This is a genomic window from Acidobacteriaceae bacterium (assembly GCA_028283655.1).
Lineage (GTDB): Bacteria > Acidobacteriota > Terriglobia > Terriglobales > Acidobacteriaceae > Granulicella.
This window is the reverse complement of the sequence record JAPWKE010000003.1, coordinates 3,421,039-3,435,915: the sequence shown is the minus strand read 5'-3', so window position 1 is coordinate 3,435,915 and position 14,877 is coordinate 3,421,039. Positions and strand designations below refer to the sequence as shown.

9 protein-coding genes are annotated in these 14,877 nt (G+C 61.6%); all 9 read left to right on the top strand.

Annotated features, from left to right (window positions below):
- The first annotated feature begins 26 nt into the window (after window positions 1–26).
- Window positions 27–2,600: an LPS assembly protein LptD gene (gene lptD / locus PW792_17025; protein MDE1163630.1), complete on the top strand. Its 2,574-nt coding sequence runs from the start codon at window positions 27–29 to the stop codon at window positions 2,598–2,600.
- Between the two features lie 125 nt (window positions 2,601–2,725).
- Window positions 2,726–3,688: a UDP-3-O-acyl-N-acetylglucosamine deacetylase gene (lpxC, locus tag PW792_17020; GenBank protein ID MDE1163629.1), complete on the top strand. Its 963-nt coding sequence runs from the start codon at window positions 2,726–2,728 to the stop codon at window positions 3,686–3,688.
- A 68-nt stretch (window positions 3,689–3,756) separates the two neighbouring features.
- Entirely contained in the window at window positions 3,757–4,671 is a 915-nt protein-coding gene (locus PW792_17015; GenBank protein ID MDE1163628.1) for a formate/nitrite transporter family protein, read from the top strand.
- A 496-nt stretch (window positions 4,672–5,167) separates the two neighbouring features.
- Window positions 5,168–6,319 (top strand): hypothetical protein, encoded by a 1,152-nt coding sequence (locus tag PW792_17010; protein MDE1163627.1) that lies wholly within the window; start codon window positions 5,168–5,170, stop codon window positions 6,317–6,319.
- Window positions 6,320–6,331: 12 nt separating this feature from the next.
- Window positions 6,332–10,225 carry a transcription-repair coupling factor gene (mfd, locus tag PW792_17005; GenBank protein MDE1163626.1) on the top strand — a complete coding sequence of 1,298 codons (3,894 nt, stop codon included), beginning with the start codon at window positions 6,332–6,334 and terminating at the stop codon, window positions 10,223–10,225.
- Between the two features lie 248 nt (window positions 10,226–10,473).
- Window positions 10,474–10,812 carry an energy transducer TonB gene (locus PW792_17000; protein MDE1163625.1) on the top strand — a complete coding sequence of 113 codons (339 nt, stop codon included), beginning with the start codon at window positions 10,474–10,476 and terminating at the stop codon, window positions 10,810–10,812.
- A 53-nt stretch (window positions 10,813–10,865) separates the two neighbouring features.
- Window positions 10,866–12,632, top strand: coding sequence for a DUF885 domain-containing protein (locus PW792_16995; GenBank protein ID MDE1163624.1), 1,767 nt, complete (start codon window positions 10,866–10,868; stop codon window positions 12,630–12,632).
- Between the two features lie 136 nt (window positions 12,633–12,768).
- Window positions 12,769–13,644: a UTP--glucose-1-phosphate uridylyltransferase GalU gene (gene galU / locus PW792_16990; protein MDE1163623.1), complete on the top strand. Its 876-nt coding sequence runs from the start codon at window positions 12,769–12,771 to the stop codon at window positions 13,642–13,644.
- Window positions 13,645–13,765: 121 nt separating this feature from the next.
- Entirely contained in the window at window positions 13,766–14,749 is a 984-nt protein-coding gene (locus tag PW792_16985) for a hypothetical protein (protein ID MDE1163622.1), read from the top strand.
- Window positions 14,750–14,877: the final 128 nt, after the last annotated feature.

Here is a 14,877-nt window from a genome sequence, read left to right as displayed (position 1 = left end):
TTCATCAACATCTCGCAGCACAGGAGGTGACGAAATCGGCACCTCCTGCCGTGGTAGATACCTCCAGCGCTGGTCTTCCCGACCTCAGCACCGTCCCGCGAGCCATTCCCTACGCGCCCGCGCTGCCCGCTGACGACCGCGCAGTCTTCGAAAGCGACACCCAATCCCGCCACGGCGACACCCTTCTGCTCGACGGCTCCGTCGAGGTTCACTACCGTGGACGCACCCTTCGCGCTGACACCGTCACCTACAACGAAGCCACCGGAGAAGCCACCGCCGAAGGCCATCTGCACCTGACCACCGACGACAACGACGAGTCCATCACCGCCAGCCGGGGCTCGTACAACATCCGCTCCGGCACCGGCCGCTTCTACGACGTGCAGGGCTCCGTCGGGATGCACAACGGCGCAGCCATCCTCAACCACCAGCCGCAGGCGTTTCTCTTCGGCGGCAAGATGGTCGTCAAGACCGGCGCGACACGCTACGACGTCTACAGCGGCTGGGTCACGAGCTGCCAGCTCCCCAAGCCCGACTGGCTTCTCTCGTCCAGCCACATCTGGGTCGATGACCAGAAGGCGCACGCCTCCGGCTCTACCTTCCGCCTGCTGAACGTCCCCATCCTCTTCCTCCCGTACGTCACGCACCCGGTCGACGCCACCGCCCGCCAGAGCGGCCTGCTGATCCCCGTCATCAGCCAGTCCTCGACCAAAGGCTTCATCTTCGGCGAACAGGTCTACCTCGTGCTCGGTCGCTCCGCCGACCTCACCGCAGGCTTCGAGTACTTCTCCTCCCGCGGCTTCTCCGAGTCCGGCACCTTCCGCTACCGCGGCCGTGGCCTCGACTTCGCCAGCGCCCACTTCTCCGCGCTCCAGGACCGCGGCTACTACGACACCAATGGCTTCTACATCAACCAGGGCGGGCAGGACGTCACAGGCAGCTTCCGGCGCGACTTCACGCAGAAAACCCGCGCCGTCGGCGACGCTGAGTACCTCAGCTCCTACGTCTACCGCGAGGCCTTCAACAACAACTTCAACCAGGCCGTCAGCTCCGACATCACCTCCCTGGCCTACATCTCGCACACCACCAACGGCTTCATCTTCGACGGGCGCTTCGAACGCTACCAGGGCCTGAAGCGCGTGCCGTACACCAACTCGGCAGGGCAGGCGATCGCCGGGCAGGAAGTCCGCATCTTCCACGCGCCCACCTTCGAAGCGAACTCCATGGACCACCACCTCGGCCGCACTCCGTTCCTCTGGACGGTGAACGCCTCCGTCGGCGGCCTGAAGCGCGTGCAGCCCAACTTCAGCACGCAGGGTGTCGTTCCTCGCGCCGACATCCGTGGCGAACTCGCTCTCCCGTTCCACGCCGAAGGCTGGAATGGCGTCGGCTCCATCGCGCTTCGCGAAACCCATTACTCCAAGAGCCGCACGACCCCCTACGGTGCCGCAGCGACTCCCGTGGAGGTGAACGTCCCGGTCGATCGCACCTCGCTCGATATGAAGCTCGACCTGCGCGCGCCCGTGCTGGAACGCACCTTCGAAGTGCCGACCCGCTGGCAGAAGTACTTCGGCACCGAGGTCCGCCACACTATCGAGCCAGAGCTCACCTATCGCAACGTGCGCGGCATCGACAACTTCCTCAGCCTCCTGCGCTTTGACGATGTCGATCTCGCCTCCGACACCAACGAACTCGAGTACGGCGTCACCCAGCACCTCTACTTCCGCGCCAGGCCAAAGAAGGCCTCTGCGAACGATTGCCCCGTCCAGTCCGACGCAAAGACCGCCACCAGCGACAGCACAGGCGCGCATGACAGCTTCCTGCCCACCTCCACCAGCGATACAGACGCCAACGGCATCACCTCTGCCGACGCGACCGCCGCCGACCTGCCCACACGCGCCAGCGGTCACCATCCCAAAACCACCTGCAAACCGCAAACGCCGCAGCAGAAGGAGTGGTTCTCGTGGAAGGTCGCCGAAAAGCGCTTCTTTGACCCCGGCTTCGGCGGCGCGGTCATCAACAGCCGACGGAATATCTTCGACGCCACGCTGGACCTCAGCGGCATCGCCTACCTCACCGAGCCGCGCGATATCTCGCCGGTCGTCTCGCGGATGCGCTTCCGCACCTCGGGCCACACGGACATTGAGTGGGACTTCGACCTTGACCCCGGCGCGAAGCGTTTCACCAGCAATAACGTCTTCCTCGACGTGCATGAGAACCAGTGGTTCGGCGGCGTCTCCTACGCCAACCTGAACGCCCCCGGCCGCTCGTACACAGAGATCATCAACACGACCAAGAACACCTCGACCCTGCAATCCTCGGCCAACTCGACCTTCCAGCAGATGCGCTTCCTGCTCGGCTACGGCGCCCCCACCAAGCCGGGCTTCGCGGCCGCCGCCAACGCCGGAATCGACCTCGACAACGCCAGCCTGCAGTACGGCTCGCTCCAGACCAGCTACAACTGGAACTGCTGCGGCCTCTCCGTCGAGTACCGCAAGTACGAACTCGGTTCCACCCGAAACGAAGGCGTCTACCGCTTCTCGTTTACGCTCATCAACATAGGCTCGGCAGGCAATCTGCGCCGCTCCGAACGCCTCTTCTAGCCGGAATCCGATCCGCCACCTGTGGCAAAAATGCCACACACCGGTCATCCTTGACCGCGCTACTCTTGCCTCTACGACGGAGATGTAACGTTGCGTTGCCCCCTCCGTCGGGCAGGAAGAGAACGCTGGCGATAGAAACCCAATTCGAGCAGACCATCGCCGGGCCGCTGGCCTTCACCGGCGTGGGACTCCACTCCGGTGCCGAAGTCTCGATGCGCCTGATCCCTGCTCCCGCCGGTTCCGGCATCGTCTTTCGCCGTTCTGACCTCGACGGCTACGAAATTCCCGCCAACGGCCGCAACGTCGCCAAGGTCAGCTACGCGACCTCGCTGATGCGCCAGGGCGTGCTCATTTCCACCACCGAACATCTGCTCAGCGCGCTCGTCGGCCTCGGCGTCGACAACGTCATCGTCGAAATCGACAACCTCGAAGTGCCCATCCTCGACGGCTCGGCCCGTCCCTACGTCGAAGCGATGCTGGCCTCTGGCTTCAAGCGTCAGCGCCGCAAGCGCGAGTACATCCGCATCCTGAAGCCCGTCGAAGTCCGAGAAGGCGAAGGCCCCAACGCCAAGTTCATCGGTGTCTACCCCGGTGAAGGCTACGAGATCGACTACATGATCGACTTCCCCTCGCCGATCGGCCACGAGACCTTCGCCGGCGACCTCGAAGCAGGCGACTACGCCAGCCTGATCGCCCCCGCCCGCACCTTCGGCTTCATCGAAGACGAGCCGATGCTGCGCAACATGGGCCTCATCCGCGGCGTCAGCGACCAGTCCGCCATCATCCTCTCGAAGCTCGCCACCGACCGCGAAACAGGCGTCAAAAATGGCCCGCTGCGCTTCTCCGACGAGTTCGTTCGCCACAAGGTGCTCGACCTCATCGGCGACCTCGCTCTCGCAGGCAAACGCATCTGGGGACGTGTCGTTGCAGAACGCGCCGGCCACGCCATGCACACCGCGCTCGTCCAGCGTCTGCTCCGCGACCGCTCCGCCTGGGAGCTCGCCACGCGCGCCACGCAACCGCAGGAACAGGATGACGCCGAGGCCCTCAGCCTCGCCGAAGGCGAACTACAGGCCTCTGCCGCCTAGCGCATAGCCGCCTGCAGCTCCACACGCATCTCATGGTCTCGAAGCATCCCACACTCGAGGCCGCCCCTTTGCCAGACGAAAAGACTTCTCCCGTCGACAGCCTCACCCGGCCCACGGACGCGACCTCGCCTGAAAGCGAGCAGCAGCCGGAACCCCAGCCACCCCAGGAAGCTTCGCAGAAGAACCTTGAGCGCCCCAGCGCCGAAGAGATCTACAAGCAGGTCGCCCGCAACGCCGAATCCGAGCTGAAGCGCACCTCGCTCTCGCTCGCCATCTCCGGCGTCACCGGCGGCATGTTCATGGGGCTCTCCGCGCTCGGCGTCGGCATCATCATGGCCACGCTGGGCAACAGCGCACACGCCTTCATCCTCTCGCGTATGTTCTACCCGCTCGGCTTCATCGTGGTCATCCTCGGGCGCTCGCAACTCTTCACCGAAAACACGCTCTACCCGGTCGCTCTGGTGCTCGCCGAAAAGAAGCAGTTCTGGAACACGATGCGCCTCTGGAGCATCGTCCTGCCTTCGAACGTTCTGGGAGCGTTCCTCTTCGCTTCGCTCATCGCGCTAACGCCAGCGCTGCCGCAACCCATCGTCCACGCGATCGCGCAGATGGGTATGGACTCCGCCGCCGTGCACCCCGCAGCGATCTTCTGGTCCGGCGTTATGGGCGGATGGATCATCGCCACCACCGCCTGGCTGGTCAGCGGGTCCCACTCCATCACCGGCTCCGTCATGATCATCTGGGTCCTGACCTTTGTCGTCGGCCTGGGCAGCTTCGCCCATTGCATCGCGACCTCTGGCGAAATCATCACCGCCGTCCTTCGCCACGAGATCATTTGGACAGCCTATCCGCACTGGCTGCTATACGCCGTGCTCGGCAACATCTGCGGCGGCGTCTTCATGGTCACACTGCTGGAGTACGGTCAATCGATGGCAGGCCTGTCGCTTGAACAGGAAACCCAGGACGCAGGCAAAGGACTGTAAGAGGAGTTGCTTCAAGCAGGACATCCGTAAGTAAGCCATAGCTACCAGTGGTTTCACCACTGGTAGCTATCTCCCTTGCAGATACTTTCGGCATGGCAAATCAAGCTTTTGTTACAAAGCAGCCAATATTTATTTCCCAAATTCAAGCCATAGCGAACCAAGAGTAAGATTGCGCCAACCCTTATCGCCGCCATCAACAAAGTAGAGTCAAGCCAAGCACCTCACCAAAACATCGCTTGACGATAGTTTGGCGCACTTTTTACCATGGGAACAAATCGCTTGTAGTGCCTTGCAAAACTGGCAGTTGCTTGCAACAAACATCGTGCGTCATTTTCGTCATTGCAAAAATGTCGTGGCGCGCCTTATGTTTGAGACAGTTTAAAAGGGTTGAGCATGCAATCCGGCTAGAGTTGCTTCTCAGGAAAGCACTCATACCCCCTTTCATCGTTGATGGACAAATCAGCGGTTTCCGGCAACTCCGGTTATGGACGTTTTCTTGTCGCGCATGCACATATCAGGTCTGCAGGTCAGCGGTGTTTTTGTCGAAGATGTCTCCAACATCCTCGAACTTTCTCCTGTGCTGGAGCAGTTTGCGGTCAACTGCAATCAGCCCGGTGGGATGCATTGGCTGGGGCACTTCCTGAAGGGAAATGACGCAAGGCACAAACGTTTTGTGATGGTGCTTGGGATCTGTGGGTACAACGGCAGCCTCACAAACTTGAAAGCCGAAGACCTCGCTTATGTAGTCACCTTCGCGGAGTACAAAGTAAAAGGCTTCCGAACCGGTATCTACACAACGCCGGACACCAGCGGTTTACGCTCTGTCATCTCGCTGGAAGAACATCGTGCTCAAGCCGTTTCCGAGTCTCTGCGTCTGCTGATGGAGCGCAAGGCATCCGTGGCCATGATGAGTTTCAAAGTGGGGGGGACGGAGCTAGTTGAAGGCGATATGCGCTCGAACGGCAACTACTTGTGGGCTACCCGCACCCGCATGATTGAAACCCACCTGCCACTCGAAGACACCTTTGAGAAGACCCTCGCAAAGCTGGGTAAGTCAACGCGATTCAACCTGATGTATTACCGTCGACGTCTCGCGAAGAAGTTGGACTATGAGTTCATTCCAGACGTGCGCAATATCATTAGCAACGAAGAGTTGAGTCAACTGAACGCAGGCTCCCTCAATCCCATTGAAGATGCCGAGTTTCGGCGTCGGTGGGAGAGCTCCAACACTCTCCGGGGTGGCTTCGTAATGGGCGTGCGGACGAGCGAAGGCCGCTGGCTGAGCCTGCTCGGAGGCTGGCGCAGCGAACAAACCACCGTGATGCACTGGCAGATGAACACAGCCGGTTATGAGAAGGATTCGCTCGTTACTGTCATGCGCTCCCACTTCATCGAAAATGAGATCAACATCAAAATCAAAGATTTGATCATCTACGGTGGAACGCCGCACAGCATGCAATATTTCTTCGAGCAGGGGCCCGTGCAGGATGTAGTCATCCGTCGCCATAGCCTCCGCTGGCTATTGCTGCGCCTCTCCCCCGCAAACCTGAAGGACCGCATTGGTTTTGGCGGCACCAACTTCCTGGGCAAGCTGTCGCGAAGCAACGATCTGGTGTGGAGTCGCGTACTCCGCGGCAAGAGCCCGTAAACTGAATCCTGCATGATTCTCCCCTTCGTCCGCGATCTCATGGCGGAGCTGGAAAGCACCGACCCCTTTGAGCGTGTACGCCGACATCTCGGCGGCACGGGGCGCAGACGTGTGTCCGGGCTCACCGCTACAGCCCGTGCGCTTTACCTGCCCTACTTCGTCCGTGCGGCACAACGCCCGGTTCTTCTCCTCGTCGCCGACAACAAAGCCGCCGAGGTGCTCCACGCCACCGTGAACGCAGCCTGCGAGCTGACCGGCGTGCTCGACCGCGACGAGATTCTGCGACTGCCCGCGCACGACGTCCTGCCCTTCGAAAATCTCTCGCCACACACCGAAATTCAGGAGCAGCGCGCAGCCGCTCTCTGGAAGCTCGCCACCGGTTCGGCAAAGCTCGTCATCGCTCCGCTCGAAGCCGTCTGCATGCGGCTTTTTGGCCGCGACCACTACGCTGCGCTCGCGCTTGAACTCCGCGTCGGCGAAGAGCATGTGCCCGAGATGCTCGTCGACCACCTGGTCTCCGTCGGCTACACCCGCGTCGACGTCGTCGAGATGGCCGGTCAGGTCACCCAGCGTGGCGGCATCATCGACGTCTACGGCCCCGAACAGGACCGACCCGTCCGCATCGACTTCTTCGGGGACGAGATCGAGTCCATCCGCCGCTTCGACCCCGAGTCGCAGCGCTCCTCCGACAAGCTCAACCACGTTACGCTGTTGCCGCTCACCGAAACCCCGGCGACCGAAGACCTCCTCCGCGCCATCAACGCGCGGCTGACAAAGTCCGGCACAGCAGCAGCCGCGCAAATCGAAGGCGGCGAGCTGCCTGCGGAGTTGCAGGAGCACGTGCGCGGCGACGTGCGCGAAGCCACCATCTTCCCCGGCTGGGAGTTCTACGCACCCGTCGCCGGAGCCAACTCCACCCTGCTCGAGCTGATGGGGCCGAAGACCGCCATCTTCGTCGAAGAGCCCGCCATGGTCGAAAACCAGGGCGAGCGCTGGTGGAACAAAGTCGAGCAGCGTCACGAACGTGCAGGCATCGGCTCTCTTGTGCGAGCCGAAGACCTCTACCTTTCACCATGGGATCTCTTCGATCGCATCCGCAGCTTCGGCGGTCTCGAACTCGATCAGCTTGGCGCTGTCGATGTGCTCGAAGCCGACCGCTCCGACGCCGGCGAGATCGAGTTCGCCACACGTCCGACGATGCGCTTCCACGGCTCCATCCCAGCCTTCATCGACGAGTTGAAGAAGCTGCACGACAACCAGGCCCACGTCCTCATCGCCGCGCCCAACCAGGGCGAAGTCGAACGCGTGGCCGGTCTGCTGCAGGAGTACGGCGTCAGCTATCGCATCGGCTGGCGCTCCGAAGGCATGGGCGCGGACACCAACGTCTTCTCCGAGGCCAGCTACCTCGCCGGGGACCTGCGCACGCCCATCATCGTGCGCGCTGCGCTCTCCAACGGTGTGCAGGTGCTCGACATGGAGCGCACCACCGCGCGCCAGTTCGTGATCGTCGGCGCCAACGATCTCAACGACGACACCGACGTCCACGCACGCCCTGCACGCCGCTCCAAGACCGCGGCCTTCGTCTCCGACTTCCGCGACCTCGCCGTCGGCGACTACGTCGTCCATGTGGAGCACGGTATCGCTCAGTACGAGGGCCTGCGCGCGCTTGAGAACCCGGATGGATCGCAGCTTGAGCTGATGATCCTGAACTTCGCAGACGACGCGAAGCTCTACGTGCCGCTCACGCGCCTCGACCTCATTCAGAAGTATCGGTCGACAGAGTCAGGCCCCGCGCCGCAGCTCAATCGGCTTGGCAACCCGGCCTGGTCCAAGACCAAGGCCCGCGTCAAGAAGGCCATGGAAGATATGGCCGAAGAGTTGCTGAAGCTTTACGCGCAACGCCGCGCCGCTGTTGGCTTTCAGTACTCGCCGGACAACAACATGGTGCGCGAGTTTGAAGACGCGTTCCCGTACAACGAGACCGAAGACCAGCTCAACGCGATCGCCGACATCAAGCGGGATATGGAGTCCACGCAGCCGATGGACCGGTTGCTGTGCGGCGATGTGGGGTATGGCAAGACGGAAGTTGCGATGCGGGCGGCGTTCAAGGCCGTGCAGGATGGCAAGCAGGTCGCCGTCCTTACGCCGACGACCGTGCTCTGTTTCCAGCACTTTGAAAGCTTCAAAAAGCGCATGGCGAACTTCCCGATTGTGGTCGAAATGATCTCTCGTTTCCGTACCGCGAAGGAGAAAAAAGAGATCCTCGAGCGCGTTTCAGAGGGCAAGGTGGACATCCTGATCGGCACTCACGCGGTGCTCGGACAAGAGGTTCGCTTCCAGGATCTGGGCCTGCTGGTGGTCGACGAAGAGCAGCGTTTCGGTGTTCGCCACAAAGAGCGATTGAAGAAAATGTCAGCATCCATCGATGCTTTGGCGATGTCGGCCACGCCGATCCCGCGCACGCTGCACATGTCGCTGGTCGGCCTGCGCGACATGAGCGTGATCGAAACGCCGCCCAAAGACCGCATGGCGATCCAGACGATTGTCGCGAAGTTCGACGAGAAACTGGTGCGTACGGCGATCGAAGTGGAACTGGAGCGCGGAGGGCAGTCTTACTTCGTTTCCAACCGAGTTGAAACGATTTACGAGATGGCGTCCCTGATTCGCGAAATGGTGCCCCAGGCCCGGGTCGTCGTCGGCCACGGACAGATGCCGGAAGCCGAACTCGAACGCGTGATGCTCGCCTTCATGAACGGCGAGTACGACGTTCTGTGCGCGACGAGCATCATCGAAAACGGTCTCGACATTGCGAAGGCCAACACGATCATCATCAACCGAGCTGATCGCCACGGGCTGAGTGAGCTGTACCAGCTTCGCGGACGTGTCGGCCGGTCGAACCGTCGAGCGTACTCGTATCTGCTGATCCCGCCGGAGCAGCAGCTTACGGAGGTGGCACGTCGTCGACTCGCGGCGCTGAAGGAGTTCTCCGACCTTGGTGCGGGCTTCAAGATTGCGGCGCTGGATCTTGAGTTGCGCGGCGCGGGCAACATGCTTGGCGGCGAGCAGAGCGGGCATATTGAAGCGATCGGCTTTGAGATGTACACGACGATGCTCGAAGAAGCGGTATCGAAGCTGAAGGGCGATGGCCGCGAGGAGCGTGCGCAGGTCACGATCAACCTGGGCATCTCGGTGAAGATCGACGAGAGCTATATCGAGGAAGAGAACCAGCGGTTGCGCATGTACAAGCGCATCGCCGGGGCAGAGAATGAGGCGGCGCTGACGGACGTTCGCGCAGAGCTGGAAGACCGCTACGGCAAACCTGCCGACAGCGTGCTCAACCTGCTGGCTGCGGCGGAGATTCGACTGGTCTGCGAACGGCTTCACATCGCGCAGGTCGAGCGCAAGCGCGTGGCGCTGGAAGAGCCGAAGAAGGCTGCTCCTGCGAAGCCCGCGGTGCAGGCAAAGCCAGCGTTTGGGTCTTCGTGGCGCACACCGCCGCCAGCACGTCCGCTTGCAGGACGCTATGGGCAGGCCCCGCAGACGGCGTCACTGAACTTCTCTTCACGCGCTGCGTTGAACCGTACGGAGTCAAACGCGACCAAGGCTGTGCGCGATGCAACGGCGACACGAGCGACAAACTCTCCGCTGGGCGTGGCGGTGATGAAGCCGATGCGCGACATGCTCTTTCTGACGTTCAGCGAGAAACTGCATAACGCGCCGCTAGAGCCGGGTAAGGGCATTCATGTCGGCTTGTTGATGAAGCTGGTCGCGAAGTACGCCAAGCAAGGGGCGCAGTTGACGCCACAAGGTGTTTTGCGGTGGCCGCTGACGTCAGGCAAGGCAGAGGATGTTTTGCGCGAGACACGGGAGTTGTTGCAGATGATGAGCGAGACGCCTTCGGCTTAGGGTTAGCGTTTGTGACGCAATAGGTGGCGTGGGGCGACATCTCTATGTCGGGCCTTCAGCCCTTGGGATTTGGACGCACCGGTTCCCAGGGCTACGCCCCAGGCTGTTATGGGTCGCGCCGTTGGCGCTTAGGGCCGTGCCTGGGTGGTGTCGGATCGCTGAGTGGCAGCGTTGCGCAGACGGCTTCCATCGGTGTTGCCGATCATCAGCCGCCAGACAGGGAGCGGCTAACGGCGTAGACTTGCCGCATGACACGCTTGGGCCTCCTTATCGTCGCAGCAGCAGCCTTCACAACGCTTCCCGGTGGAGTCGCGCAGGCGCAAAGCGCTACGCAGGCACCTTCGCTCATTTCGATGGGAAGCTGTTCGAGCAGCAAGCTCTCGGATGCGTCCGGCGATGTGAACCTTGCGTTCCTGGTGGATGCCTCCGGGAAGGCTGCGGAGATTCATACCACCAGCGCGGACAGCGACTCGCTGAAGCCGTGTGCCAAAGAGATCATCGGCAGCTCACAGTTTCATCCGGCGATGCGCGAGGGCAAGCCCGTGCAGTTCCGCATGGAGATGCGGGTGCACGTCGATCATCGCTAGGTTCAGGGTGAGAAGTTCCGCTCCACAGCCATCTCTGCTCGTAGAATGGCGGCATGAAGCGTCAGCTTGCCGCAGCCCTGCTGCTCTCCTCCGCACTTTTCGCCCCCATCGCACATGCGCAAAGCCTCTCTGCCGATGGCGCAGGGCAGACACTTCAGCGGCTCTCCGACCAGTTCTTTGATGAGTTCTGGTTTCCGCATAACCCCAGCATGGGAACGGCGCTTGGCCTGCATCAGTATGACGAGAAGCTGGAAAACTTCTCTGCAGCCGAGGAGAAGAGCAACGTTGTCGCCCTGCAGGAGTGGGAGAAGAAGATTGCGGCCATCCCGGCCGATGGTCTCGACGCCGGGCCACGGGCTGACCGCGAGTTGCTGCTGAATTACATTCGCACACAGATCCTGCAGATGGATGCGGTTCGCGGGTGGGAGAAGAACCCGGACAACTACTCCAGCGGTGTGACCAACAGCATCTTCATGCTGATGGAGCGGCCGTTTGCACCGGCGAATACGCGGCTGCGCTCAGCGGTGGCTCGTGAGAAGCAGATTCCAGAGGCGCTGGCCGAGGCGCGAAAGAACCTGAAGAACCCGCCGCACATCTACACGGAGATCGCGCTTCAGCAGATTGACGGCGATGTGAGCTTCTTTGAAAACGATGTGCCTGCAGCGTTCAAGGACGCGACGGACAAGGCCGCGCAGGCGGAGTTTGCCAAGAGCAACGCTGCCGTGGTCGAAGCGCTGAAGAGCTATGGCGTGTGGATGAAGGACGATCTGCTGGCACGCTCCAACGGCGACTATAAGTGGGGTGCGGAGACGTACTCCAGGATGCTGGCGTCGCAGGAGATGGTGGACACGCCGCTCGGCAAGCTGCTGGAGATCGGGCTGGCTGATCTGCATAAGAACCAGGCCGAGTTTGCGCGTGTGGCCAAGCAGATTGACCCGACGAAGACTCCGGAGCAGGAGCTGGCTGAGCTGGCGACGATCCATCCGGCACCGAAGGACCTGATCGCGAGCTTCGGGCTGACGTTCGACTCGTTGCAGAGCTTTATTCGCAGCCACCACATCATTACGCTGCCCGCCAACACGCAGCCGGTGCTGGAAGAGACGCCGCCGTTTATGCGCGCGACGACGCAGGCTTCCATGGACCCTCCAGGTGCGTTTGAGACCGGGACGGACAAGGCGTACTTCAACGTAACGCTGCCGGACCCGCGCTGGCCGAAGGCCAAGCAGGATGAGTACATGGCCGCCTTCAACGAAGGCACCATCGTATCCACCAGTGTGCACGAGGCGTTCCCCGGCCACTACGTGCAGTTCCTGTGGCAGAAGCAGTTTCCTTCGCGCATCCGCAAGATTGTGATGGCGAATACGAATGTAGAGGGCTGGGCGCACTACTGCGAGCAGATGATGCTGGACGAAGGTTATGGCGAGTCCGTGGCGAAGACGCCGCGCGATGCGAAGCTGATTCGCCTGGGCCAGTTGCAGGATGCGTTGCTGCGCGATGCTCGCTTTGTCGTTGCGATCCGCCTGCACACAGGCGTGGGCGGACCCATGACGACAGGGCAGGCGGTGGAGTTCTTCGTGAAGGAGGGCTACCAGTCGCGGCCGATCGCCGAGGTGGAGACGAAGCGTGGCACGTCAGATGCGCTGTATCTCTATTACACGCTGGGCAAGCTGGAGATCATGAAGCTACGCGAGGATGTTCGCAAGAAGCAGGGTGCGGCGTTCTCACTGGAGAAGTTCCATGACCAGCTCATGCTGCAGGGAATGGTGCCGATTAAGATTGCACGGCAGGCCATGTTGCATGATGGCTCGCCGGTGCTATAACTCTTAGCGTCAAAGCCTTACAAGGTGCGCGAAGGTGTTGATGGAAACTTCATCCCACCTTCGCGTGATCACCAGGTCACATTACCTTAGGTTACGATTGGCTAACACTACACTGTCATGGAGTTCTGACACCAAGATGTCGATCAAGGTTCGCAAAGCCGTCTTCCCAGCCGCAGGTATGGGCACGCGCTTCCTTCCCGCCACCAAGGCGATGCCGAAGGAGATGCTCCCGCTCGTCGATAAACCTCTGATCCAGTACGGCGTGGAAGAAGCTGTCGCCGCTGGCTGCACGGAGATCATCTTTGTCACGAGCCGTGGCAAGTCGATCATGGAAGACCACTTCGATAAGAACGCGGAGCTGGAAGCGTCGCTGGAAGCCAAGCAAAAGACGGCGCTGCTGGAGATCGCGCGCTCGGTGAGCAAGCTGGCAAAGATCATCACGGTTCGTCAGATCGATCCGCTGGGTCTGGGCCATGCGGTGCTGCAGGCGAAAGAGATCGTTGGCAATGAGCCGTTCGCGGTGATTCTGCCGGACGATATTGTGGACTCCAAGGCTGGCTGCATGAAGCAGATGGTCGAAGCGTTTGAACAGACGCAGGCTTCGATCCTGGGTTCGGAAGTTGTCGAAGGCGATGCGATTTCGGCGTATGGCTGCCTGGACTGCACCCCCGATGCGCGCGATCCGCGCCTGCTGGCCGTGAAGGACATGGTGGAGAAGCCGAAGCCCGGTACGCAGCCCTCGCAGAACGCGATCATCGGCCGCTATGTGCTGACGCCGCGCATCTTCGAGATGCTCGAGACAATTACGCCCGGAGCGGGTGGCGAGCTGCAACTCACGGACGGCATCAAGGCGCTGCTGCAGCATGAAAAGGTCTACGGCTTCAGCTACGAAGGCAAGCGGCATGACGCGGGCGATAAACTCGGCTTCCTGAAGGCGACGGTAGAGTTTGCGCTGAAGCGTGAGGACCTTGGCCCGAAGCTGCGCGAGTGGCTCAGGGAACAGACGTTCTAAACACCACAACAGAGACCCGCAACGCAGAGTCCGCAGAGAGCAACGCTCCCTGCAGGCTCTGCGTTCTTCTTTTGCGTGAAGCTCCATCCTGAGGGCGGTTGCCCGCGTCTAAACTCCAGCTATGTTTCTACGGTTTGCCAGGTCGGGATGCGTTGCCGCGCTTGTTGTCGCGCTGGCCGTGGGTGCTCCGCTGTGGGCGCAGCAGCAACGCGAGCGGCTGATTCTGCGCGATGGAAGCTACCAGACGGTGCTGGATTATGAGGTGTTTGGCAGCGTCGTGCGGTTTCACTCTGCCGAGCGCAATGGCGAGGCGGAGGAGATTCCCCTGAAGCTGGTGGACCTGGCAGCGACGCGGCGGTGGAAGCAGGAGCACGCCAACGGCTCGCAAAAGCCGGTGATCAGCGCAGATCTGGCGCGGATGGAGGCGGACCGCGCGGCGCAGGTCGCGGAGGTGGCCCCGGACCTGCATCTGCCGGACGACATCAGCGTGGTGGCGCTGGACAGCTTTCAGGGCAGGCCAGAGCTCGTGCCGATGCCGCAGCAGGGTGGCGACCTGAACGCAGAGACCGGGCACGACACGCTGAAGACGGAGGTCAATCCGGCGTCGAGCCCGCACCGGTTGACGGACATCGCAGGTGAGAAGGCCGATGTGCAGCTTCATGCCACGCAGCCGACGTTTTTTGTGCGTCTGGACAAGCCTGTAGGCGATGAGGGGTCGGGTTCGGGGATGGTGGTCGATACGAGTGGGCAGACGGGGCGCGTAACGCCTTCGGGCTCACCGACGAGCAGCAGCTATGTGCTGGAGCGTGTAGACGTGCGCAAAGGGCAGCGGCGGATCAGTTCGTTTCGCATTGCGGAGCTTGGGACGGGGAAGCCACAGCGGGACGTGATCGAGCTGAAGCATGAGACGCTGGACGGCGGGTACTGGCTGAAGCTGACGCTTGCCGGGCCGTTGTTGCCGGGCGAGTACACGTTGGTCGAAGTGCTCGATGGGCGATACGTCAACGCCGATGTCTGGGATTTTGGGGTACACCCGGAGGCGGCGGAGAACAGCGAGGCGATTCTGCCGCAGCCGAAGAAGGCTCCTACGCTCGAACGGCGGTAGGTGGTGCGGTTATGCCGGGCCTTCAGCCCTCTGTTCTTTGGGGGATCTGTTCCCAGGGCTACGCCCCAGGCTGTTGTAGGTCGCGCCGTTGGCGCTTGGTTCGGCGGGGATTCTGAAGGTAGTGCCTG